The sequence below is a fragment of the Halanaeroarchaeum sp. HSR-CO genome, from assembly GCF_024972755.1.
Classification (GTDB): domain Archaea; phylum Halobacteriota; class Halobacteria; order Halobacteriales; family Halobacteriaceae; genus Halanaeroarchaeum.
Genome location: NZ_CP087724.1, coordinates 345,858 through 370,025 on the forward strand (window position 1 = coordinate 345,858; position 24,168 = coordinate 370,025).

Consider the following 24,168-nt stretch of genomic DNA (forward strand, 5'->3'; position numbering starts at 1 on the left):
GTTGACATATCAAACGGTAGCAAAAAATATGAGTGTTTGGGTTGAGGCGGGGACCTCAGTGGTCCAGGTGTGCCGCGGCGTCTTTGAACAGGCCATCGAGGATTTCGGGTGTCGTGGGGTGGTACGCCCGGTCGGGCAGATCGCGGACGTCGAGGCCCATCTCGACGACGATCTGCATAGTCTTGGCCATCGCGTCCGCGTGGTAATGGAGCCCCTGGTAGCCCAGGACGGTCCCGTCTCGGGCGACGACCAGTGTGGCCAACCCTTCCGGGACGTTCTTGGCCTTGAACACGCCGTCGTCTGCCGCATCCGTAGAGACGACGACGGGGTCGTAGCCGGCCTCGCGAGCCGACTCGCCGGTGTGACCGACCCGCGCGAACGGGAGGACACCGAGGCCGGAGAAGATCACGTAGTGATGGGTCGGGTCGTACTCGGTCAGCGGTTCGCCGGCGACGTCACGCTGGATGTTCGCCGCGGCGTGAGCGCCCTCTTCTTTGGCGACGTGGAGGATGGGCTGGCGGCCGTTGGCGTCCCCCACGACGTAGACGCGCTCGTCGTCGACGGCTCGGAGCGTGTCGTCGACCCAGCCGGGCCCCGGTTCGATGGCCGTCTCCTCGATGCCCACACCGTCGAGGGCGGGTTTGCGCCCGGTAAATGCGAACACGTCGTCGGCCTCGAGCTCGTGGGTCGCTCCCTCGTGGGTGACCGTCATCCGGACCCCGCCGGCGGCCGTGGTCTCTATCTCGTTCGTCTCGGCGTCGAGCAAGACGTCGATGTCGAAGGCGTCCCGATAGAACGCGAGGAGTTCCTCGCCGTATTCGTCGTCGGCCTGGCCGAGGAGCCCCGGAAGCATCTCCACGACGGTCAGGTCCATGTCTGCCGCCTCACTGAGGTACGGGACGAGTTCCAGTCCGATGACGCCCATCCCGATGACGAGGCCGGTGTCGCCGAAACTCGTCGAATCGAGGACGTCCGCACTGGTCTGCAACGGGACGTCCTCGATGCCCGGGATGGGGGGCACGTTGACCGTCGATCCGGTCGCGATGACGACGTAATCCGGCTCCAGAACCCGGTCGCCAACCTCGAGGACCCGGTCGTCGACGAAACGAGCGGTCTCCTGCAGGAACTCGACGTTCTCCCGCTCGGCGAGTGCTTCGGTGGCCGAGCGGCGGTGACCGGCCCAGTTCGACGTATGCTCGTTCTTCCGTTCGACGACCTGCTCGAGATCCACGTCGGGGACCTCGCCGGTGAGTCGCTCGTCGTGTCTGGCGGCGAAACGATGTTCGGCGGCCGAGAGTACCTCCTTCGACGGCATGCACCCGCGGAGGATGCAGAGCCCGCCGCCCGGGTCGCCGTCGTCGATCATCGTTATCTCCATCGTCGGGTCGTCCGCGAGTTGCTGGGCGACGACCACACCTGCACTGCCGTACGCACCGATAACCGCAACGTGGGTCATACCAGTATTGCGCCGAGCACGAACAAACACCCTTCGATACCGGACCGCCGCTGCCGGGATAGCCGCGACCCGTCGGGCCCACACAACACGTTTGGTCCGCGCGCCGGTAGCTTCTCACATGGGTAACCGAACTCGCGGTGGCTACTACGACTGGGCGGCGTTCTTGCGGTGTCCCAACTGCGGGTCCGACCGCGTCGAACTGGACCACTACGACGAGGGGACCTTCGTCCGGTGTGTCGACTGCGGCGCGGAGGGATGGGCCGAGGGGCTGACGTCGAGCACGTAGGCCGCCCACCGAACCTACGCCATCTCCGTCCCGAACACCAGGAAGTACCCCGTTCCGAGGAGGCCGACGACCGAGGCCGTGGCGAAGGCGACCGTCGGGCTCTGTGCGTACAGGAATCCACCGATAGCCGCACTCGGAATCACGATGGTGTTTCTGAGCAGATAGTAGGTTCCGGTCACGCGCCCGCCCGCGCCCGCCGCCGCGGGCCCGACGATCAGGGCCTTGTGCGCCGGAAGCCCGGCGAACCGCAGCCCCGAGAAGGCGAAGAGGACGACCATGACCGCGGCGTTCGCCGGGGCCAGGATCAGCAACACCGGGAACAGTGCATAGACGGCGAACCCGAGGGCGACGACGGGTTTGTGCCCGTATCGGTCCGCGAGTCGACCGACCGGGATCATCGTGAGCAGGGCGACCACCATCTCCACCGCGAGCAGGACCCCGAAGAAGGCTTCCGGGGAGTACGTCCGCCCGAAGAGGCTGAATCCGACCGCCAGGTAGTCCGTGACGACGATGACGAAGAACACGTAGACCATCCCGTTGGCAAATCGGACGAGCGTATCGCCGACCAGCAGCGGTCGTAGCGGCGCGGGCATCGACCGGAGGTCCGCGAGGATGGTGGAGAGCCCCTCGAACGATGCGCCGACGGTGTCCGCGCTCGGGTCGTAGCGGACGTGCTGGGTGATCGTCCCGACCAGAGCGAATCCTGCGGCGATGGCCAGGATGACGCCGAAGCCCGTGGGGAAGTCGGCAACGATGGCCAGCACGCCTGCGGCGAGCAACGGCCCGAGGAGGAACCCCAGTCGGCGAAAGGTCTCCGTGCTGGCAAACCCCGTCGCGAGTGCCTCGCGACCCGCACTCTGTTTGACGATGGCGAACGTCGCGCCGAGTCCCAGCGACTTCCAGGCCTGGGTGAGCACCAGACCGAGGAAGATGCCGATGGGGAGCACGATCGGTTCACTCGCAGTGCCACCGAGTGGCACGCCGAAGACGTCGACCGTGGGGAGCGAGGGCGGCCGGATCGTGACGGTGCCGAACCACTCGGCGACGAGCCACACCACGAACCCGATGGTCGAGGCGAGGCCGAACCCCGTCAGGGCGGCCCGCGACCCGATCCGATCCGAGACGGCCCCGCCCGGATACGGATACAACGCGCTCAGAAGATTCGTCGCGCTGCCGAACAGCCCGATGGCACCCGCTCCAGCGCCGAGGACCTGCATGTACCGGGGAATGTAGCGGCTCGTCATCTGGAAGGAGAGGCTGAACAACAACATCGCGACGGAAAGGACCAGCACGTCCCGCTCCAGGGCGAGCGCCCGTCTGACGAGGTCCCGGAACCGGCCGTCCTCCATCGTGGGAGCATTTGACAGACGGTGGCAAAACGGTTGCCCCACCGGCGACGCGAATCCTCCGACCCCGGTCCTCCGACGCCCATCCCCGACCCCGATCCTCCGACGCCCATCCCCGGCCCCGTTCCGCCACACTTAGTAGCGCCCTGGTCCAGCACTGGCGTATGGAACTCCCGATTCGCGACCGTCTCGACGGCGTCGGCACGGTGGCGGGCGCGTTCGTCGTGTTGCTCTCGCTGGCGACCCTCCTCACGCAACCCTGGCAGTACACCGGTGGGGGTGCCGTGATGGCCCTCCAGATTCTCGGGACCCTCGCCGCCATTGGCATCGGGGTCGGACTGCTCTACCTCTCACACTTCGTCGAGTAACGCCGGTCTGCCGTTCCTCGCCGAGAGAGCCGGTTCTCCCGCAGTCAGTCGGCGATGGGACCGACTTTGTACAGGCCGCCGCTCCGTCCCGAACCGTCATCGAGAAATGCCGGTGATGCCCGGTCGGCGAAGTAGACGGCGCCGTCGGCCACGAGCGGCGTGCTCGATACCCGTCCCACTCCCTGGACCCGCCAGGTCTCCTCGCCGCGCTTCTTGTCCACCGCGTAGCAGTGCCGGTCGTAGGACCCTACCAGAACGTGCTCGGCCGTGACCGTCGGGCAGCCGATGATCCGCCCCTGGGCGTCGAATCGCCACCGTTCGTCGCCGGTGGCGAGATCCAGTGCATAGAGATTCCCGTCGTGACTGCCGACGTAGACGGTCTCGGTCGCGGGTTCAATAGCCGGGCCGGACATCACCATGCCACCGGTGTCGACCGACCACACCTCGGCCCCATCGGTCAGGTCGACTCGATAGACCCGCTCGTCCCACGACCCGAAGATGGCGCTCCCGTCGACGGTCGCGATGGGGCCTTTGATCGCCCCGTCAGTCGAGAATCGCCAGTCGAACGTGCGGGCGGGGTACGTCCACGCGTAGAGGTCGCCGTCGTTCGATCCCACGACCAGCCGGCCCGCGTCCAGGTCGATGGCGGCCGTCGAGTGGGGGTGGTCGGTCGGTCGATGGTCGTCCCAGACGACCTCGCCCGTGACGGCGTCCACCCCGAACATCGCGCCGCTCGGCACGGCGTACTCGACGGCGATGTAGACGACGCCGTCGTGGTAGCCCGGACTGGAGCCGATGGCGTCGCCGAGTTTCTGGCGCCAGAACCGATCGCCGGAGTCGAGGTCGAACGCGTAGAGGGCGCCGTCGTAGGCGCCGACGTACACGGTCCCGTTCGCGATGGCTGGTGTGCCGTGAATGCCTCGACTCGTCGGGTCGACGGCGGCGGTCCAGCGGACCTCGCCGTCCGGCGTGACGCGTCGGATCTCTCCGGTGTCGCCGGCGATCAGGACGTCCCCACCGGGGATCGCCACGGGACTGGCCTTCGCGGCGGTGTGGTCCCCGGTGTTCACGTCCCGGATCGCCCACTCGATGGTTGGGTCCTCCGGAATCGTGGCGTCGGGGTAGACCCCTCGACGGTGGAGGTCCCCGCGGAACTCCGTCGTGGCGGTCGTCGACGCCGGCAGCCCATCCTCGTCGATCGAGCGACCGGTGAACGGGACACGCGAGAGACAGCCGGCGACCCCGCCGGTCGCGGCGACGCCGACGGTCGCGAGGAGGTCTCGACGCGAGAGCCGTTCGGTCATGCCTCGTCAGTCCGCACCGGAGCAGTATAGAGTTTGGCTCGCCTCAGGAACCGACCCTCGCGAGCAGCCACCAGCCAGCTACGACCAACGCGATGCCCGTTGCTCCCGTGACCGCCAGTGGTGTGGGCCTCCCGCCCGGTACGAGGACCGGACCGCCGACGGAGGCGCCGAACAGCAAGGAGAGCGCTGCGAGGACGAAAAAGACCCTGCCGACTGCACGAACCACGGCATCGCCTCCCTCCTCATCCGACCGGACCACCCGCCCAGCACTGGCACCGGCCACGGCGAGGAGGTACATGAAGAGCGGGAAACCGACGGGGTGGTACGGCGTCAGGAACGGGAGCAGTCTCTCGACGACGTCGTATGCGACGATGATGAGATAGGCGGGGATCTGGACGGGCGGGAACCCGACGTATCGGAGGCCGTAGAAGGCGAGGACGACGGCGAAGCCGACCGCGACGTCCCGACCGAGCAGGACGTGGCGGAGGGACGGCCAGGTGCCCATGTGGGCCGGTCGACCTGCTGCCGTATCAGTCTCTCGGCGCAATTGCCTGGCCGAGATCGGCACGGCCGCACCTGCCCAACGCCGCCCCTGGTCCCGTCGATCGTTCCGCTACTCGTCTGGCGACTCTCGGAGAATACCCCGAAACCGGCGGGTTCCGGGGTGGTGAGGTCCCATATGGCTGGTCGGTCTACGGTACCGTCGACCGCTCTGGCTATCTTCGAGGGAACTGGCCGTGGATATTGTTTTCGGTCAGACCCCCTCTCCGTCCTCTTCGATCGACGCGCGCTTGCGTTTCACTTTTCCGGCCAAAGGCCATACGTTCGTTGACTTCATTGCAATTTATCGCTGTGAACGGTCAGTAATAAGCGCTTTGAGCTAGGTGTTGTAATGCATTGAGTCTGTTTCCGTACGTATAATGCCCTCTAGGGGAGAGACGTGCAGTATCTGGACCAATTGACGAGAATAATCTGACGTATGTACTCCACTATCGGAAATAATATTCCGTTACATTCACTGTTTCGTGCCAATATCGAACGAATAGTCGAGATGATTGTGTCGGGGCAACGTGTCCCATTTCAGGACGGTTGCTGGATGCTGCACTCGGGTAAGTCGTTCTTATTTTCGACACAGGACGCATTACAACGGTACTGGGCCCCGAACATATACCATGGACATCCAACGATCTATCACCTCCCCGATGGAGGCCGAGAACTGGCTGAAGACCATTCTCATCGGCGGGGTCTTGACATTCTTGGGCGTGTTGATCGTCCCACTGCTCATCGTCTACGGCTACCTCGTGCGGGTCATCCGTGGAACGCTCTCGGAGGCCACCGAGCCGCCGACCTTCGACGATTGGGGCGACCTCCTCGTCGACGGCGTGAAGGCGTGGATCATCAGTCTCGTCTACATGCTCGTCCCGTTGCTCGTCGCGGGATTCACCGTGGGCGGCTCGATTTTGGCCTTCGCAACAGGGACGGAGGCTGGCGCGGCCGCCGGGGCGGGTGGGCTGTGGCTGGGATTTTCCCTGTCGGCGCTCCTCGCGCTGGTGTTCGGGTATCTCACGGTCATTGCGATCGTCAACTTCGCACGGGAGGGGGTGTTCGGCGCAGGATTCGACTTCGACGTCATCAGGACGGTCGCCGTCGACCGGGAGTACGCTCTCGCCTGGCTCGTCTCCGTGGTGATCTTCGTCGTCGCGGGGATCGTCAGCGCGATCCCGCTGGTCGGCTGGATACTGACGCCGTTCGTCAGCTTCTACGCCGCCGTGGTCGCTGCGGATCTCTGGGCCGGCGGCTTCGCCCAGGCCCTCGAATCGACGGGTGCGATCACTCGACCGCGGGACGAGGACGTCGCCGTCTGAGCCCCCTCCTCTCCCATTCTACGCGTTCGTCACGGTCACCCGGAATTGCCGCTCGGCGGGAGGGCCGAGTCGGGACGGTCGTTCACTGCCGCCGATTTCGCCTCGTCGGGCTCGAGCCTTCGGCTTGTTCGGGGCATTCGGGCCGTTCAGGGTGTGCCCTCCAGCACCCCGAATATTTCTTGTGTATTGGTAGCAATAATTTCTATTATCGAAATACATTTTGTGATAGACACGAAATCAGTGTCGAATGAAGGGTTCTCTTCGGGTCTTGCACGTGGACGACGACCCCCGTCTCTCGGAACTCACCGGGACACACCTCGAGCGTATCGATACCCGGTTTTCCGTGACGACCGAGACGAACCCGGACCGGGCGCTCGAGCGCCTCTCCACGACCGATTTCGACGCCGTCCTCACCGATTACGACATGCCCGAGATGAACGGAATCGCCGTTACCGAGGCGATCCGAGAACGGTGGCCTGTTCTCCCCGTCGTCCTCTTCACCGGCAAAGGCAGCGAGGAGGTCGCCAGCGATGCCTTCGCGGCAGGCGTGACCGACTATCTCCAGAAGGGGGTCGGCACCGACCAGTACCAGGTGCTGGCCAATCGACTCGCAAATGCCATCGACGCCGCAGCGGCGCAGCGCCAGCGACGCCGGTACGAGCGCGCGATGGAGGCCTCGGGCCACGCCATTCTCGTCACCGATCGCGATGGGACCATCGAATACGTCAACCCCGCCTTCGAGGAGATCACTGGGTACGCGGCCGACGAGGCGATCGGCCGAACACCCCGGATCCTCAAGTCGGGCGAACACGACACACCGTTCTACGAGGGCCTCTGGGAGACGATCCTCGACGGCGAGATCGTCGAACACGAACTGACCAACCGGCGCAAGTCGGGTGAGCGCTACCCGGTCGACCAGACGATCGCTCCGATTACGGACGACGCGGGGGCGATCACGGGGTTCGTCGCCGTCAACGCGGATCGATCCCGACGGCAGGCCGAACAGCGCGAGCGGGCCCTCCTCCGGCGGGCCATCGACAAGGCGCACACGGCGCTCGTCCTGACGGATCCGCGGGCCCCCGACAATCCGATCGTCTACGTCAACGATGCCTTCGAGGAACTGACCGGCTACGACGCGGAGACGGCCGAGGGCCGCAACTGCCGGTTCCTCCAGGGTGCGGAGACGGATTCCGAGACCGTCGCGACGCTCCGTTCGGCGATCGACGCGGAGGAATCGGTCACGGTCGAGATCCGTAACTACCGGGCCGACGGGACCCCCTTCTGGAACGAACTCACGGTCACCCCCGTCTACGATACCGAGGGGGAACTGGTCCGCTATCTCGGCACGCAGCGGGACGTCACCGACCGCATCGAGCGGGAGCGGGAACTCCGGCAGTTCAAGCTCGCCGTCGAGGTGGCGGGCCACGCTATCTACGTGACCGACGCCGACGGAACGATCGAGTACGTCAATCCGGCCTTCGAATCTCTGACTGGCTACGCGGCGGCAGACGCGGTGGGCCGCACGCCACGCATCCTCAAATCGGGCGTTCAGGACGCGGCGTACTACGACAGCCTGTGGGCGTCCGTCACTGCGGGCGAGACCTGGGAGGAGTCGGTCGTCAACGAGACCGCGACGGGGGAGCGCTATCACGCCGTCCAGACGATCGCTCCGATCACGGATGCCGACGGGACCGTCGAGAAGTTCGTCGCGATCCAGCGCGACGTGACCGACCGCAAGGCGTACGAGCGCGAACTCGAACGGAAGACCGACCGCCTCGATCGGTTCGCGAGCGTCGTCAGCCACGACCTGCGCAATCCCCTGACGGTTGCGGACGGCCGTGTGGAACTCGCACGGCGGACGGAGGACTGCGATCATCTCGCACCGGCGAGTCGCGCCCTCGATCGCATGGGGTCGCTGATCGAGGACCTGCTGTTGGTGACCCGGGAGGGCGACCGCGCGGTCGATCCCACGCCGGTCTCACTCGCGACCGCCGCGAACCGGGGCTGGGAGACCGTCGAGACGGCCGACGCGTCCCTCTCGGTCGGAGTATCTCGACGAATCCTGGCCGACGAATCCACGCTCCAACAGATCCTCGAGAACCTGTTCCGGAACGCAGTCGAACACGGTTCGGCGACCCAAGCGTCGTCACCTCCCGAAGGCACCGTAGAGCATGGCCCCACGAACCCTCACTCGCAGGTTCGCGATGACGCCGGCGAACACGGTCACGAGTCGGTCACCGTCACTGTCGGGGCGACCGCGGACGGGTTCTACGTCGCCGACGACGGACCGGGATTCGAGGCGCTGTCGGGAAAAAGCGTCCTCGATAGTGGCGTCACGACCAGTGACGATGGTACCGGTCTCGGCCTCTGGATCGTAAAGCTGCTCGCCTCGGCTCACGACTGGACCGTCTCGGTGGGCGAGAGTGCAACCGGCGGCGCGCGTGTGGACATCAGCGGGGTAGCGTTCGACGAATCGGATTCTCAGTCGTGAATATCGGAGGGAAAGGCTTTCTCGGGACGCATTCGAATCGCCGGGATATGTGTCGACCCGCTGTCTGGAGGACGATCGCGCCGCTTTCGGACACCGTGATGGACCGCGGTAAGCGGAGGGTCTGAGACGAGGATGTCGAGCCTGCTCTATCTCGCACACGTCGGACTGTTCGTCGCCGCCGCCTTGGCGAGTTTCGCGAGCGTGCCTCGCGCACGACAGATCGAACACGAGGACACTCGTATCGGGATGACCGGATTACTCGTTTCGACCGGGCTGTGGGCCGCCGCAACCGCCGGATACTTCCTCGTACCGAATCCGAGAATTGCCGAGTGGATCTACGTCTTCGGGCTGGTGGGGGCATTCACCGCCGTGGGAGCGTGGGTCTACTTTGCCGCGGCCTACACTGCCAGGCCCCCGCGACGCGCACCGTTTCGCTGGGTCGCGGTTGCGGTCTATCTCGCCGTCGTCGGTTCGAAACTCACCAATCCAATCCACAATCTGTATTTCACCGCAGCGCCAGCCTCGACGCCCTTCCAGCATCTCGCCGTTCAGTACGGTCCGCTTTACTGGGTGGTCCTGGGACTATCGTACGTACTGGCGGCGATCGGCTTTTTCATGCTTCTCGAGATGTTCCACCACGCCGGCACCAACACTCGGCCGCTGGCGATCCTCGTAGCCCTGACCGCCCTCCCCGTCTCCATGGACCTGATCGCGATCGTCCACCCGTCACTGCTGGCGGTCACCTACGAGCCGATCGGCGTCGCAGCCTTCGCGATCGGGGTCCTCTTTTTCTACTTCGAGCGTTTCCAGGCGGTACAGCTCGCTGGCGACATCGACGATCCCGTGCTCTTCGTCGATCTCGACGGCTGCGTTCGCGATTACAATCAGGCCGCCAGGGACCTCTTCCCGGCGGTGGCGTCTGGCGTTGGCGACCCGCTCGAGACCGCCGCCCCGGCACTCGCAGCCGCCCTCGATGATGGTACTGACACCGTAACCCTCGATCGAAACAGTCAAACTGAGTACTATCACGTCTCGACGATGCCGTTCGGGACGGACGAGACCGTGACCAGTCGGCTCGTCGTCCTGAACGACGTCACCGACACTCGACGTCACCAGGCCGAACTCGAGCGTATCAGCGAGCAACTCGCCGTCTTGAATCGCGTGGTTCGCCACGACATCCGCAACGACATGAACGTGATCCTCGGGTGGTCTGAACAGGTGAGAGACCACGTGGATGCGGACGGCCGGGACGCGCTCGAACGCATTCGCGAGACCGCGAGACACGTCGTTCAGATCACCACCGTCGCACGCGATTTCGTCGAGGCACTGACGAACGCCGACGAGCCAGACCTTCGTCCGGTCGATCTGCAGCAGTCACTGACCGTCGAAATCGAGTCTCTCCGCGAGTCGTATCCCGAAGTCGAGGTCGACGTAACGCTGCCGGACCGGTCCGTGTCAGTCCAGGCCAACGAGATGCTCTCTTCGGTGTTTCAGAACGTCCTTCACAACGCCGTTCAGCACAACGATCACGATGAGCCCACGATCACCGTGTCGGCGAGCGTCGACGGGGAGACGGCGACCGTTCGTATTGCCGACGACGGTCCGGGAATCCCCGACGGTCGCAAAACGGAGGTATTCGGCAAAGGAGAGATGGGTCTCGACAGTTCGGGGACCGGGATCGGGCTCTATCTCGTCGTTCAGTTGGTCGAGCAGTACGGTGGCGAGGTGTGGATAGCGGATAACGAACCGCGTGGTGCGGTGTTCGTCATCAGATTGCCGCTGGCGGACGACTGAGACCCAGCGGTTCACCGTGCGGGGTGGGCCCGTTCGGAATAGCCTCACGTGGTGGCTGTTCGATGGGTTGTCCGCCGGTATGCCTACGGCGACCGCACCGCGGTCGCGGGACGTTTTTCGTCCAGGTTTTTTCCGAGTCGCGAGGGACCGGCGGTCCCTCGGGATGTGCGAACGGCGGGGTCGTCGCCGTGAGCAGAACGCGGTTCGCGAAGCGCACCCGAGGTGGTTCGAAAGCCGCTCCGCGGCTTTCGTCATGTCGTCGGAAACCGTGTGTTTCCGACTGCACGCGGAAAATCTTCGATTTTCCGCACTGCCGAGAGGCGCAAAGCGCCTCTCGTAACAAGTAAAAAAGTGGAGGAGAAGCGGGCCGGGAGGGACTTGAACCGAGCCGAGACGGTCGCTCACCCCGTTCGCGCTGCGTCTCGTCGGGCTCAAGTCCTTGGCCGCTTCGCCTTTTGGGGGGGGGGGGATGGACTCACCGCGACCGCACCGCGGTCGCGGGACGTTTTTAGTCCAGGTTTTTGCGACGAGTGGTTCGCGAAGCGCACCCGAGGTGGTTCGTAAGCCGCAAAGCGGCTTTCGTCATGCCGAGAGGCGCAAAGCGCCTCTCGTAGCAAGTAAAAAAGTGGGAGATAAGCGGGCCGGGAGGGACTTGAACCGAGCCGAGACGGTCGCTCACCCCGTTCGCGCTGCGTCTCGTCGGGCTCAAGTCCCTGGCCGCGTCGCTCCTCGCGGAAGTGCTCGGAGCAAAGCGGGCCGGGAGGGACTTGAACCCCCGTCCGTCTGGTTAAAAGCCAGACGCTCTGCCGAACTGAGCTACCGGCCCGTACGTGTAAACACCGGACGACTGAGGTTAAACGCTTTCCTTCCGAGTCACCAGACTCACTGCAGGTGCTCGCGGAGGAATCGCGCCTGTTTGGCCGCGACCTCCGGCGAGACCGCCCCGACCAGCGACTCGAAGTGGCCGGCCGGCAGCCGAACCCGGTGGACGTCGTCGAGAGCGTCCACCAGGCGGTCGATGGCCGCTCCCGGAACGATCTGGTCGTCGGTCGCCTCGAGGACGAAGACCGGGACGTCGACGCTCGGGGCTCGGGAGACCGGTCGGTTGAACGGAATCTCAACGAGGACGCGGGCGGCGGTCCGGTTCGGCCACTCCGCCCGCTCCGCCTCGGGAATCATCGTCTCGTACCCCTCGAGCGATCCGGGAGTGGCGAGGACGGCGAAGTCGTCCCGATCGCTCTCGCCGACGACCCGAACGTAGTGTGGGTCGCGTCGAAACAGGATCTGCCTGGCGTCGTTCGCGATGGCTGCCGTCATGCCCCTGACGTACTCCCAGCCACCGTGCTGGATCGCGTGACCGGCGACGTGGAGTCCGTCGGTGAACGGGACCGTCGCGACGACCGTTTCGACGTCTTCGGTGGCGGCGAGGGCGAGGACGTGCCCTCCGCTGTAGGACATCCCCCAGAGTGCGGTGGTGTCTCCGTCGACGTCGTCCCGGGAGCGGACGTACTCGAGGGCAGCGCGGTAATCGGCGCGCTGTTTCCGGGCGGAGACCACACGACGGGGCCCACCGCCGCTGTCGCCGAACCCGCGGTAGTCGAACGCGAGTGCGGCGATTCCCGCGTCGGCGAACCGCTCGGCGAAGGCCGGCAGTCCCCAGGTTCTCCGGGCGGCGAAGCCGTGGGCCATCACGACGACCGGCGGGTGTTCTGTGTCCTCGGGGTGAAAGAGCGTCCCGGCCACCTCCGAGCGGCCGGACGTGAACGCTACCGTCTCTATCCGTGTCATACCTGACAGTTCGGGCGCCGGGGCGGTAAACGCTCCGGCGCTCCTCGGCCGCGGTGAATTCGGTGGTCATAGCGAGACGACCTCACCGCGGGCAGGTGCACCCGCCCCGTACCCCGACTCGCGAAGGGCCGCGGCGAAGCGCTCGCACTGGTCGCCGTGGTTGACGAGGATCGTCGCCCCAGGATACGATTCGAGCAGTTCCAGCAGACCATCCCTATCGGCGTGAGCGGAGAAGTCGAACTGCTCGACGCGAGCGCTGACGGGCATCCGTCGCCCATCGATCTCGGCGCTCCCGGTGTCGAGGAGGTCCCTGCCAGGCGTCCCTTCGACCTGGTAGCCCGTCATCGCGATCAGGTTGGTCGGGTTTCCAGCGACCGCTGGGACGTAGGTCATCGCCGGCCCGCCGGCGAGCATCCCGGCGGTCGTCACGATGACGGTGTTCTGGTCGGCGATTCGCCGGCGTTGGCCGTCTCGACCCGTCACGAACCGGGCGTGGCCGCTGGCCCGCCGAAACGCCGCTGGATCCCGGAGGGATTCGGGGGCGTGTCGCAGCCGCTCCGTCACCCGGATCCCCATGCCGTCGACGTAGCACTCGAGGTCGTTCGCTTCACAGAGGAGCATCATCTCCTGCGTGCGACCGATGGCGAACGCCGGAACCACCACGGTGCCGCCGCGGTGGATCGTCTCCGAGACCGCGCGGACGAACGACTCCTCGATCGACGCCCGCGACGGACGGGTCACGTCGGCGTAGGTGCTCTCGACGATGACCGCGTCGGCCGCCGGTCGGTCCCTCGACGGTTCGACGAGACGCTGGGCTTCGGTGTTGAAATCCCCCGTGTAGAACAGACGGGTGGCACCATCGTCGACCAGGACGTGGGCGCTCCCGGGGATGTGGCCCGCGTCGTACAGCGTGACCTCGTAGCCGGCGGCCTTGAACGGTTCGCCGTAGGCGTGGGTGACCGAGACCTCGCCGATCGCGCCGATCTCGGCCCGGGTGAAGGGCTGATCGAAGCGGTCGCCCTGGATCGACAACGTGTCCTCCGCGAGGAGGTAAGTGAGGTCCCGCGTCGCGGCCGTCCAGTGGACCGGCGGTCGACGCGTTCCCTTGAGCAACGCCGGCACCATGCCGGCATGGTCGAGGTGACCGTGGGAGACGACGGCGGCGTCGGGGTCGACGTCGGGCGGGTAGGTCGGAGGGTTGCCGCCGCTCATGCCGTAATCCAGGAGCAGCGAATCGTCGACGAGGATTGCACTGCGCCCGATCTCTCGTGCCCCGCCGAGGAACCGTACCTCCATCTACCCGCCATTGTTCGCCACCCGGTTTGTGTCTCCCGCTTCACGTCGCCTTCGTCGGACGAGACGAGCCAGTGACCGCCAAGGTTACGGTGTTTGATTGACAATATCTATCATGGAACTTGAAGCGCTCCCGGAGGCCCTCGAAGAACTGCCGTATCCGATAGACAGCGATGCGGTCCTCGCGCAGGTCGGTTCGATCGAGATCGACGCCCCGGACGACGAGGATTCTATCACGATCGCCACCACCATCGACGACGTGGGACACGATGAATACGACTCCGCCGATCAGTTGTTCACGACCATCATCGGGAACCTCGGCGACCAGTACATCGGACGCAAATTCTACGACGACCGGGGCGGCGAACTGGCAGAAGCCGGCACCGAATCCAAGGACGACGTGTCCTTCTGAGCGGCGGATCCGGACACCGATGGGTGGGTGGTCGGCCGACCGCTCCCCGCCGATTCGTGGTGCTCGTGCGTGAAACCGCGATGATCGGAGACCGAGTTCGGGGGTACGCAGGTTCTGTTACTGCGTGCGGCTGGGACCTGCCCTCCAATCAGTCGTACGATCCGCTCGCTGCGGTTGCCCAATCGATTCGCCGAATGGCGCACTTATTTGGCCATGGATGCGGAGCAATTCGGTATGGTTCCCCGTCATCTCCGATCTGCCGTGGCATCGATCGTCCGAACGCGGGGTGATCATTCGTGAGTGCCCCGAAAGGTTCGGCGCTCGGACTGATCGCCGTCGTGGCTCTCTCCGTCGTGGGTGCGCAGTTCGCCGTGGGGGTCGGTCTCGCGGCACCGTCACCTCCAGATAGTTCCACGCAAACGGCCGCTCTCGAAAGCGACGTGGTCGCGCAGACCGGCTCGTACGCGAGGGGGTCACCGGATCTCGTGGCCGTCCTCGCCGACCCGGTCGTCCGCCCCGGAACGACACCGACCATCGAGGTCGGCCTCCTCAACGAGGGCGGCTATGATCTCGGCGGGTCCTCCCCCCAACCGCGGGTGACGAACGCCCGAGCGGTGTCGGTCGAGGCCGAGGCGTCGGACGACGCCATCGAGGTCGAGTCCGGAACGGTCCCGGTCGGGACTGTCTCGACCCAGCAAGCGGCGACCGTCCCGGTCAGTCTCTCGATACCCGACGACGTGGAACCCGGCGAGTACGAGGTCGATCTCGAGGTCGAGTACACCTACACGACCTTCGTCTCGCCGAACGGCAACGTCGTCGACGAGCGGACGACTGACGAGGAGCTGTCGGTGACGATCGTCGTGGACGACGGACCCCGCTTCGAGATCGTGGACGCCGAGACGGACGCCCAGATCGGCGACAGCGGCGAGGTGACGGCCACGCTGAAGAACACCGGTGACGAGGTGGCACGCTCGGCGTCGGTCACCGCGAGTGGCGTCGGCGGTGGGGTAACGATCGGCACCGGAGAGGCGGCCATCGGCTACGTCGGCGACTGGGATCCTGGCGAGAACCGAACTGTTACCTTCGATTCCTCGGTGAGCGAGCAGTTCGCGGCGGGTGGGTACGTCCTCGAGACGACGGTCGAGTACACCGACGTAGACGGCTTCGAGCAGACCGCGCCGACGGCCCGAACCGGTGTCTTCCCCCTTTCCGAGCAGTCCTTCGCTCTCGAGAACGTCTCGGGCTCGCTCGAGGTTGGCTACGAGGGAGCGATCACCGGCTCGGTCCGCAACGAGGGTCCACTGCCGGTGACGGCTGCGGTCGTCGTCATCGAACCGATCAGCGATCGGGTCAGTATCGACGAGCGCCGGTACGCACTTCCCGACCTCGCCCCGAACGAGACGGCCGAAATCTCCTTTACGGGTGACGTCGGCGGGCAGGCCGACGCCGGCCCACGACAGGTCGCGCTCACCGTCGAGTACGATGCCGGGGACGGGGTCCGCACCGCAGATCTGCGTGACCGAGTCACGATCGAACCCCGGACTCCGGAGTTCGCCGTCGAGGCCGAGAACGCGACAGTCTCCGCGGGCGAATCGAAACAGCTCGTCTTCACCGTGACGAACCAGCGACCGGAGACTCTCTCCTCGATTCGGGCGAATCTCTACGCCGATAGCCCGATCACGGTCGTCGACGAAGAGGCGTACATCGACGAACTCGAACCTGGCGAGAGCAGGGAGGTGATCCTCGAGGTCCAGGCGGCTGGTTCCGCGACGCAGAAGACCTATCCGCTCGAACTCGACTTCCGGTACGAAGACGAGGGACGGAACGACCGGATCTCAGACGCCTACGACTACCCGCTCGACGTGACCGAACCGGTCGAGTCGGAGGGACCATCGACGACGATGATCGTCATCGGCGCTGCTCTCGTCGTGGCGCTGGCAATCGGGGGCGCGGTCTGGTACCGGCGCCGGTGACCCGATGAGTGGTCTCGACGGCGCCATCGACTGGGTGGACGATCGGGTGACGGAGCGACCGCTGCTGGTCGTCGTCGCGTTCCTGCTCGTGAGTGCCGTCGCCGCCGGCGGCCTCGGCGGGATCGAGACCCAGGCCGGCGGCGACCAGTTCCAGGAGGACGTGCCCGCCCAGCAGGCCCTCGAGGACATCGACGAGGAGTTCGGCGCCAGCGTTGGCGAGACCCCGCGCACCGCCCAGCTGCTCGTGGAGGGGGATAACGTGCTGTCCCGCCCCGCGCTCGAACGAATCCTCGAGTCACAGCACCGACTGGAGACGCGGGCGGGACTCCGCGTAGAATCGACCCGGAGCCACGCCAACGTGGTGGCCAGCGAACTGGATCCCACCGCGAAGACGCCAGCCGAGCAGCGTCGGGCCGTCGCGTCCGCGACTCCCTCACAGCTCGCCGCCGCCATCGAACGGGCCGACGAGAGCGGGCGACTCGCCGGACAGCTCTCGACCGACTACCGCCCCGTTGCCCAGCGGGCCGGGACCGCCCTCGTGGTCGTCTCCTACGACCTCCCGGAAAGCGCCGGGACCGCGGAAGTCACCCCGCTGCAACAGCGCTCGGTTACGGTGCTCGACGGCGTGCCGGGCAACGAGATGGGCGAGACGGCGTATCTCTTCGGCCAGGGCATCCTGGAGCAGGAGATCACGGCCTTGCTCACCGACACGTCGATCGTGGTATTCCCCGCGGCGCTCGCGTTCATCCTCGTCTTCTTGCTGATCGCCTATCGCGACCCCATCGACATGGGTCTCGGGTTGGTGGCGCTGGTCATGACGATGCTCTGGACTTTTGGCTTCATGGGGTACGCCGATATCCCCTTCTCGGATTCGCTCGTGACGGTGTTCCCGCTCCTGCTCGCGGTCGGTATCGACTTCGGCATCCATACGATCAACCGCTACCGCGAGGAACGCCTCGAGGGGAGCGACATCGACACGGCGATGCGGACGACGACCGACCAGTTGCTCGTGGCATTCTTCCTCGTGATGGTCACGACGGTGGTGAGTCTCCTCGCGAACCTGACGAGCACCCTCTCCTCGACGCGGAACTTCGGGCTGGTCGCCGCGATGGGGATGGTCTTCACGTTCGTCATCTTCGGGGGCTTTCTCCCCGCCGGGAAGGTGTTGGTCGACCGCTGGCGCGAGCGACTGCCGATCCCGAGCTTCGATACCACCCCGCTAGGGGAAGGCGGCTCCCTGCTGGGGCGGATCCAGCTCGTCGGTGTCGACCTCGCCCGGATCGCCCCCGTCATCGTCGTCATCGTCGTCCTGGTGGGCGGTGGCGTGGCGGGCGGCTACGGAACAGGGGTGGACACGGAGTTCTCCCAGGAGGCCTTCTTCCCCACCGAGGACCGGATCGAACTCTACGAGTCGTTCCCGGCACCGTTCTCGCCGACCGACTACACCTTCATCGAGATTCTGGACATCTTCGCGGATGACTTCGACCAGGGGCAGTTCAACTCGGTGACGCTGTACGTCGATCAATCCGTCCGGGACGACGACGCCCTCGAACTGCTGGACCGGACGACGCACAACCCACCGGATAGCTTCGCCCGCGCACCGGACGGGACCGCGCGTGCGTCCAGCGTCGTGACGGTCATCGAGGAGTACGCCACGGCGGACGAGGAGTTCGGCCGGCTCGTCGCTACCAGCGATCGGCTCGGGACTGGCGTGCCCGACCGCGACGTCGACGCCGTCTACGACGCCCTCCTGGACTCTCCACGGAGTGACCAGGCGCGCAACTATCTGGCGGCCGACCGCGGCAGCGCCATCGTCGAGTTCACCATCGAGGGTGCCGATGTGGACGGGGGAACCGCGGTCGCCGACGCGCAGGCCATCGCCGACCGCAGCCCCCTGGACGCCGTCGTCACTGGTCAGCTCGCGGTCAACGAGGCCGTCATCGACGCCCTCCTCGAGTCGGCGATCCGCAGCCTGTTCGCGGCCATCCTCCTCACGGCCGTCTTCCTGGTGGTCACCTACCGGCTCCTCGAAGGACGGCTCGCGTACGGGATGATCAACCTCCTTCCCGTGCTCGTGACCGTCGGCGTCCTCGTCGGGACGATGCGACTCATGGACATTCCGCTGACGCCGATCAACGCGCCGATCCTCTCGGTCTCCATCGGGCTGGGCGTGGATTACACGGTCCACTTCACCCATCGGTTCGTCGACGAGTATCAGCGCGGGACGCCCCTCGCGGAGGCCCTGCGGGTCACCGTCCGCGGTACCGGTGGGGCGCTCACCGGAAGTATGCTGACGACGGTGACCGGGCTCGGCGTCCTCTATCTCGCGCTCATCCCGCTCATCCAGGACTTCGGTATCCTGCTCGCGCTCGGCGTCCTGTACGCCTACCTCTCGGCCATCTTCTTCGTCCCGTCGCTCATCGTCGTCTGGGACCGATACGCCCCGCCAGGGCTGGGAATCTAAGGTGGGGTGCCGGGGCCGCCGCGACCGTTCGGACCGACACCGCGACGGCGGACGATCCCCTTCGCAGTCGAGAAACCGGAGACTGACTGCCATCGAACGAAAGAATACCGACTGGGACGGCCGGTGAACGGCCACAACCGACCGAACGGAGTCGGGCTGTCGTAGCGGGTAAAACGCGATTACGCGTCGAGTTCTTCCTGGAGCATCCGGCGGAGCACGAGGTGGAGGACGCCGCCGTTCTCGATGTACTGGACGCCGGCGGGCGTGCCAACCTGTGCGGTCACGTCGAACTCGATGACCTCGCCGTCGTCGTCGACGGCTTCGACGTGAAGCTCGTCTTCGACGTCGAGGCCGTCCTCGAGGCCGTGGATGGCGAACTCCTCGTCGCCGTCGAGTCCGAGGGACTCCCAGGAGTCGCCGTCCTCGAACTGCAGCGGGAGGACGCCCATGCCGATGAGGTTGTCGCGGTAGATGCGCTCGTAGCTCTCGGCGATGGTGGCACGGACGCCGAGGAGGTCGGTGCCCTTCGCGGCCCAGTCGCGGCTGGAGCCGGTCCCGAACTCGGTGCCCGAGAGGACCACAAGCGGCGTCCCATCGTCGCGGTAGCGTTCCGAGGCCTCGAAGACGGTGGTCTCCTCGCCGGTCGGCTGGTGGACGGTGTAGCCGCCCTCGACGCCGTCGAGCATCTCGTTCTCGATGCGGACGTTGGCGAAGGTCCCGCGCATCATGACCTCGTGGTTGCCACGGCGCGAGCCGTAGGTGTTGAAGTCGGCGGGGTCGACGCCCTGCTCCTGGAGCCACTCGCCGGCGGGAACTTCAGTACTGAACGGTCCGGCCGGGCTGATGTGGTCGGTCGTGACCGTGTCGCCGAGGGTCATGAGACAGCGCGCGTCCTCGATATTCTGGACGCCGGGCTTCTCGACGGGGAAGTCCTTGAAGAATGGCGGCTCGCGGATGTACGTGGACTCCTCGTCCCACTCGTAGACGTCGCCGGTCGGCGCGTCGAGTGCGTTCCAGTTCTCGTCGCCCTCGTGGACGGAGTCGTACTTCTCCTGGAACATCTCCTTGTGGACGGAGTCGGTCATGATCTCGTGGACCTCGTCCTGGTCCGGCCAGATGTCCTCGAGGTAGACGGGTTCGCCGTTGGGGTTGTAGCCCAGCGGGTCTTCTTCGAGATCGATGTCCATCCGCCCGGCGAGACCGTAGGCGACGACCAGCGGTGGGCTGGCGAGGTAGTTCGCGCGGATCTTCGGGTGGATGCGCGCCTCGAAGTTACGGTTGCCCGAGAGGACGCTGGTGGCCCAGAGGTCGTGTTCGTCGATGACGTCCTCTACGGGGTCCGGCAGCGGTCCGGCGTTCCCGATACAGGTCGTACAGCCGTAGCCGACGACGTGGTAGCCGAGTGCTTCGAGGTCGTCGAGGAGTTCGGACTCCTTCAAATACTCCGTGACGACCTGGCTGCCCGGCGCGAGGCTGGTCTTGACGTGTGGCGGGACGTCGATGCCGGCCTCGACGGCGTTACGGGCGAGCAGGCCCGCAGCGATCATCACCGAGGGGTTGGAGGTGTTGGTACAGGAGGTGATGGCGCTGACGGCGATGGAGCCGTGGCCGAACTCGGTCGTCCGACCGTTGGGCATCTCGATCTCGTACTTCTCGTTGAGGTCGCCGACTGGCAGTTCGTCGGCCTCCTCGACGTCGGGGGCGGCACCGCCGTTCTCGAGCCAGCGGTTGAGCGCTTCGGGGTCGGCCTCGCCGTAGTCGGTCTCCTCCTCGACGAGCCCCCGGAAGTGGGTGCGCATGTCGCCCATCGGGATGCGCTGGTCGGGTTCGCTCGGGCCGGCCAGGCTGGGCTCGATGGTTGAGAGGTCGAGTTCGACCTCCTCGGTGTACTCGGGATTCTGTTCGCCGAAGAGGCCCTGGGCCTCCAGGTACTCCTGGACGACGTCGATGTGGTCGGGGTCGCGCCCGGTGAGTTCGAGGTAGTCGAGGGTGGCCTCGTCGACCGGGAACATGCTGATGGTCGAGCCCTGTTCGGGGGCCATGTTCGAGATGGTGGCCCGGTCGGCGACGGTCAACTCGGAGACGCCGGGGCCGTAGAACTCGACGAAACGGTCGACGACGCCGACCTGGCGAAGCTTCTCGGTGACGTGGAGGACGAGGTCGGTCGCGGTGGCGCCCTCGGGCATCTCGCCGGTCAGCTTGACGCCGACGACCTCGGGCAGTTTCATGGTGATGGGCTGGCCGAGCAGTGCGGCTTCGGCCTCGATGCCACCGACGCCCCAGCCGACGACGCCGATGCCGCCGATCATCGGGGTGTGGCTGTCGGTGCCGACGAGGGTGTCGGGGAGGAGCCACTCGTCGCCGCCGTCCTCGCGCTCGTGGACGACCTGGCCGAGATACTCCAGGTTGACCTGGTGGACGATACCGGTTCCCGGCGGGACGACGCTGAAGTCGTCGAAGGCCTCGTTGGCCCACTTGATCGCCTTGTAGCGTTCGGCGTTACGCTCGTATTCGATCTCGACGTTCTTCTGGTAGGCGTCCTCGGAGCCGTAGTAGTCGACCTGGACGGAGTGGTCGATAACGAGGTCGGCGGGGATCTCGGGTTCGACGACGTTCGGGTCGACGCCCTTGCGGTCGGCGGCCGAGCGGAGGGCGGCGAGGTCGACGACGGCCGGAACCCCGGTGAGGTCCTGCAGGACGATACGCGATGGGGTGAAGGGTACCTCGTGGTCGGGGACGTCGGGCTGCCAGGAGGCGGCGTTCGCGACGTCTTCTTCGGTGATCATGTCGCCGTCCGCGTTGCGGATGACGGATTCGATGAGGATGCGGATGCTCACGGGGAGCTTGTCGGCATCGTCGATGATGCCTTCCTCCTCGAGGGCGGAGAGGTCCGCCATCTTGTAGGTCGATCCGTCGATCTCGATGTCGCGGATTGCACCAAACGGGTTCGGTTCTGGCATTACTGTTCCTAGGTCACCACGTCCCCTTGAATGATGCTAATTTATCCTGGAGAATCGACCGAGGGTCGCCGCGGGCGTCGTCGGTAGCCCTTTTGCCGTCGCCCCCGTATTTGGAGGTAATGACTCGAACTGCGACGCTCGCCGGTGGCTGTTTCTGGTGTATCGAGGCCGCGATGACGGAACTCGACGGCGTTCTGTCGGCCACCTCGGGATACTGCGGTGGCTCTGTCGCCGACCCAACATACGACGCGGTCTGCACCGGAGAGACGGGCCATGCGGAAGCCGTCCAGATCGAGTACGACCCCGCTGTCGTCTCCTACGAGGACCTCCTCGCGGTCTTTTTCACCATCCACGACCCGACGACGCTGAACCGACAGGGACCCGACGTCGGGAGCCAGTATCGCTCGGCCATCTTCACCCACGACGAAGCGCAACGCGAGGCAGCCGAGCGATTCATCGCGGATCTGGTGGCCGAGGAGGCGTACGGTGGCGACTCCATCGTGACCGAGGTCGAACCGCTCGAGGAGTTCTACGAGGCCGAGGCGTACCATCAGGACTACTACGAGAAGAACCCGAACGACCGCTACTGTTCGGTGTACGCCGAACCCAAGGTTCAGAAGGTACGCGAGCAGTTCGCGACTGCTTAGTCGTTCGCCGGTACGGGCGCCATGTCGCCCTTCCTGGACGCGTCGGTGAATTTCGGCAGGTCGATTTCGACCACGGTCCCTCGCGGTTCGCTGTCGCTGATCTCGAGCCGACCGCCGTTCATCGTGACGATCCAGTAGACGAGCCAGAGACCGAGACCGCTCCCGTGGGCGAGTGGCGTCTCTTCGCCCTCGCGGAGGACCGCCTTCTCGTGGTCCGGAATGCCGGGACCGTCGTCTTCGACACGGATCACGGTGCGATCGGCTCCGACCGACAACGAGATGGCCACGTGTGGCTGGGCCGAGTCGTTGTGCTCGATCGCGTTCTCGATCAACTCGGAGATGGCCGTCCGGAGCGACTGTGGCGCCGGGACAGTCGTCGAATCCGGCACCGAGATCGATACGTCGACTTCAGGGTAGGCCCGCGCGATCATCCCGCATTTCTGCTCGAGATGTTCGTCGAGGGGCTTGTGGCGATTCGTCCCCTCGGTGACCTGGGTGATCTGCTCGGCCTTGCCAGCCTTCTCGTTGACGGCCTCGAGACGACTCGCAGATTCGGCGACCGTGCTGGTGTGATCGCGGATTCGCTCCGCGAGGTCCTCGAGACGGGCCGCGATGTCCTGGAGCGTTCTGTCGGTCTCCGGTTCCGGGTTCGTGGCCGAGCGGTCTCGGTCTTGCCACTCGGCGACAGCGTCGGCGAGGGCCCCGACCTCCTTAGCGTACGTATCTTTGACGAGTTCGGCGTTTCCCACGACGACGTTCAGCCGGTTGCGGAGGTTGTGCCTGAGGACCCGGTTGTAGACCTCGAGGACCTGATTTCGGAGTCGGTGGGTGGTCACGTCCGCGCCGATCGAGACGTAGTGGTCGATGCTACCGTCGGCTCCCTCGATGGGCGAGATGGTCATCCGGATGTACCGCCGTTCGCCGGCCTTGTTCTGGTTGATCAGTTCGCCGCGCCAGGTCTCGCCCCGTTCGAGCGTCTCCCACATCTCCGCGTAGACGGCGTCGTCCGTCGCACCGGATTTCACGATGCGTGGCGTGCGGCCCAGCGCCTCCGCTTCGGTGAAGCCGCTGTTCTGCTCGAAGGCCGGGTTGACGTACTGGATGGTCTCGTCACTATCGGTGATGATGACCGAGTGGCCCGTCTCTTCGACCGCTCGCTGGAAGGTCCGCGCTTCCTCGACGAGGTCGAGCAGTTGATCGCGCATCTCCCGGACCGACCGGGTGAGCGAGCCGACCTCGTCGTTGCGATCCACTGCCACGATATCGCGATGGAGGTCGCCCTCGGCGACGGCGGCAGCGTCGGTGGTGAGTTCGTCGAGCGGGCGAAGCACCTGCACGTGGAAGTAGTAGGCCATCCCGGCGATGGCGACCAGACCGATCAACTCGACGGCCACGAGGAACTGCTGGAGCCAGCCGGTCACACCGCCGCGACCACTGAGCATCCAGAGCGAGCTCCCGACGCTGAGTGTGAGTAACGCGAAGACGACGAGCAGATTGCCTGTGGCTTTCCAGCCGATCTGGCGCCGTTTCAGACTCTTCATTGTACGAGTACGGGGTGTTGTGCCACGACCATGATGTGCCCCTCACTGTGGGGGCGGAGGGGGAACCGCTGTGCCGGAGTATGTGGTATACAAGCCGTACCATATCTAAAACGTTTGGGCGGGGGCGAAATTGGTCCGGGAGTCGCTGTCCACGCGATTCCCCCGGACGATTCGCTCCGG

The 24,168-nt window shown here is 65.7% G+C and carries 17 protein-coding genes and 1 tRNA gene; 9 read left to right on the plus strand and 9 right to left on the minus strand.

Annotated features, from left to right (window positions below):
- Positions 1-55: 55 nt before the first annotated feature.
- Positions 56-1,456 carry an NAD(P)/FAD-dependent oxidoreductase gene (locus HSRCO_RS01915; RefSeq protein WP_259518706.1) on the minus strand — a complete coding sequence of 467 codons (1,401 nt, stop codon included), beginning with the start codon at positions 1,454-1,456 and terminating at the stop codon, positions 56-58.
- 118 nt (positions 1,457-1,574) lie between these two features.
- Here HSRCO_RS01915 and HSRCO_RS01920 point away from each other — a divergent pair, with 118 nt between their 5' ends.
- Positions 1,575-1,742 carry a hypothetical protein gene (locus HSRCO_RS01920; RefSeq protein WP_259518707.1) on the plus strand — a complete coding sequence of 56 codons (168 nt, stop codon included), beginning with the start codon at positions 1,575-1,577 and terminating at the stop codon, positions 1,740-1,742.
- A 14-nt stretch (positions 1,743-1,756) separates the two neighbouring features.
- Here the strand turns inward: HSRCO_RS01920 and HSRCO_RS01925 are convergent, their stop codons facing one another.
- Positions 1,757-3,091 (minus strand): MFS transporter, encoded by a 1,335-nt coding sequence (locus HSRCO_RS01925; protein ID WP_259518708.1) that lies wholly within the window; start codon positions 3,089-3,091, stop codon positions 1,757-1,759.
- Between the two features lie 161 nt (positions 3,092-3,252).
- Between HSRCO_RS01925 and HSRCO_RS01930 the strand changes: the two genes are divergently transcribed.
- On the plus strand, positions 3,253-3,456 hold the full coding sequence (locus tag HSRCO_RS01930) for a hypothetical protein (protein ID WP_259518709.1): 204 nt from the start codon (positions 3,253-3,255) through the stop codon (positions 3,454-3,456).
- Between the two features lie 44 nt (positions 3,457-3,500).
- Here HSRCO_RS01930 and HSRCO_RS01935 read toward each other — a convergent pair whose 3' ends face one another.
- The gene (locus HSRCO_RS01935) at positions 3,501-4,760 is read right to left on the minus strand and encodes a PQQ-binding-like beta-propeller repeat protein (RefSeq protein ID WP_259518710.1); all 1,260 of its coding nucleotides are present in this window, start codon (positions 4,758-4,760) and stop codon (positions 3,501-3,503) included.
- 43 nt (positions 4,761-4,803) lie between these two features.
- Positions 4,804-5,265: a hypothetical protein gene (locus tag HSRCO_RS01940; protein ID WP_259518711.1), complete on the minus strand. Its 462-nt coding sequence runs from the start codon at positions 5,263-5,265 to the stop codon at positions 4,804-4,806.
- Between the two features lie 667 nt (positions 5,266-5,932).
- Here HSRCO_RS01940 and HSRCO_RS01945 point away from each other — a divergent pair.
- The 3 genes from HSRCO_RS01945 to HSRCO_RS01955 all read left to right on the plus strand — a co-directional run bounded on the left by HSRCO_RS01945 (position 5,933) and on the right by HSRCO_RS01955 (position 10,910).
- Positions 5,933-6,625 carry a DUF4013 domain-containing protein gene (locus HSRCO_RS01945; RefSeq protein WP_259518712.1) on the plus strand — a complete coding sequence of 231 codons (693 nt, stop codon included), beginning with the start codon at positions 5,933-5,935 and terminating at the stop codon, positions 6,623-6,625.
- Between the two features lie 247 nt (positions 6,626-6,872).
- Complete coding sequence (locus tag HSRCO_RS01950) at positions 6,873-9,116, plus strand: PAS domain S-box protein (protein ID WP_259518713.1); 2,244 nt, start codon at positions 6,873-6,875, stop codon at positions 9,114-9,116.
- 132 nt (positions 9,117-9,248) lie between these two features.
- Positions 9,249-10,910 (plus strand): ATP-binding protein, encoded by a 1,662-nt coding sequence (locus HSRCO_RS01955; RefSeq protein WP_259518714.1) that lies wholly within the window; start codon positions 9,249-9,251, stop codon positions 10,908-10,910.
- 752 nt (positions 10,911-11,662) lie between these two features.
- Here the strand turns inward: HSRCO_RS01955 and HSRCO_RS01960 are convergent.
- The 3 genes from HSRCO_RS01960 to HSRCO_RS01970 form a co-directional block, all read right to left on the minus strand.
- Positions 11,663-11,736 (minus strand) — tRNA-Lys (locus HSRCO_RS01960).
- Positions 11,737-11,792: 56 nt separating this feature from the next.
- Positions 11,793-12,698, minus strand: coding sequence for an alpha/beta hydrolase (locus HSRCO_RS01965; protein ID WP_259518715.1), 906 nt, complete (start codon positions 12,696-12,698; stop codon positions 11,793-11,795).
- A 66-nt stretch (positions 12,699-12,764) separates the two neighbouring features.
- On the minus strand, positions 12,765-13,994 hold the full coding sequence (locus tag HSRCO_RS01970; RefSeq protein WP_259518716.1) for an MBL fold metallo-hydrolase: 1,230 nt from the start codon (positions 13,992-13,994) through the stop codon (positions 12,765-12,767).
- Between the two features lie 112 nt (positions 13,995-14,106).
- On the opposite strand from HSRCO_RS01970, the gene HSRCO_RS01975 reads away from it, so the two are divergent.
- The 3 genes from HSRCO_RS01975 (at position 14,107) to HSRCO_RS01985 (ending at position 18,840) form a co-directional block, all read left to right on the plus strand.
- A complete protein-coding gene (locus HSRCO_RS01975) occupies positions 14,107-14,403 on the plus strand; it encodes a hypothetical protein (protein WP_259518717.1) in 297 nt (98 codons plus the stop codon).
- A 296-nt stretch (positions 14,404-14,699) separates the two neighbouring features.
- A complete protein-coding gene (locus HSRCO_RS01980; protein ID WP_259518718.1) occupies positions 14,700-16,376 on the plus strand; it encodes a COG1361 S-layer family protein in 1,677 nt (558 codons plus the stop codon).
- A 4-nt stretch (positions 16,377-16,380) separates the two neighbouring features.
- Positions 16,381-18,840, plus strand: coding sequence for an RND family transporter (locus HSRCO_RS01985; protein WP_259518719.1), 2,460 nt, complete (start codon positions 16,381-16,383; stop codon positions 18,838-18,840).
- A 179-nt stretch (positions 18,841-19,019) separates the two neighbouring features.
- On the opposite strand, the gene acnA is transcribed toward HSRCO_RS01985, so the two are convergent.
- On the minus strand, positions 19,020-21,800 hold the full coding sequence (acnA, locus tag HSRCO_RS01990) for an aconitate hydratase AcnA (protein ID WP_259518720.1): 2,781 nt from the start codon (positions 21,798-21,800) through the stop codon (positions 19,020-19,022).
- Between the two features lie 119 nt (positions 21,801-21,919).
- On the opposite strand from acnA, the gene msrA reads away from it, so the two are divergent.
- Positions 21,920-22,447, plus strand: coding sequence for a peptide-methionine (S)-S-oxide reductase MsrA (msrA, locus tag HSRCO_RS01995; RefSeq protein WP_259518721.1), 528 nt, complete (start codon positions 21,920-21,922; stop codon positions 22,445-22,447).
- Here the strand turns inward: msrA and HSRCO_RS02000 are convergent.
- Positions 22,444-23,988: a PAS domain-containing sensor histidine kinase gene (locus HSRCO_RS02000; RefSeq protein ID WP_259518722.1), complete on the minus strand. Its 1,545-nt coding sequence runs from the start codon at positions 23,986-23,988 to the stop codon at positions 22,444-22,446. The genes msrA and HSRCO_RS02000 overlap by 4 nt on opposite strands.
- Between the last annotated feature and the right edge of the window lie 180 nt (positions 23,989-24,168).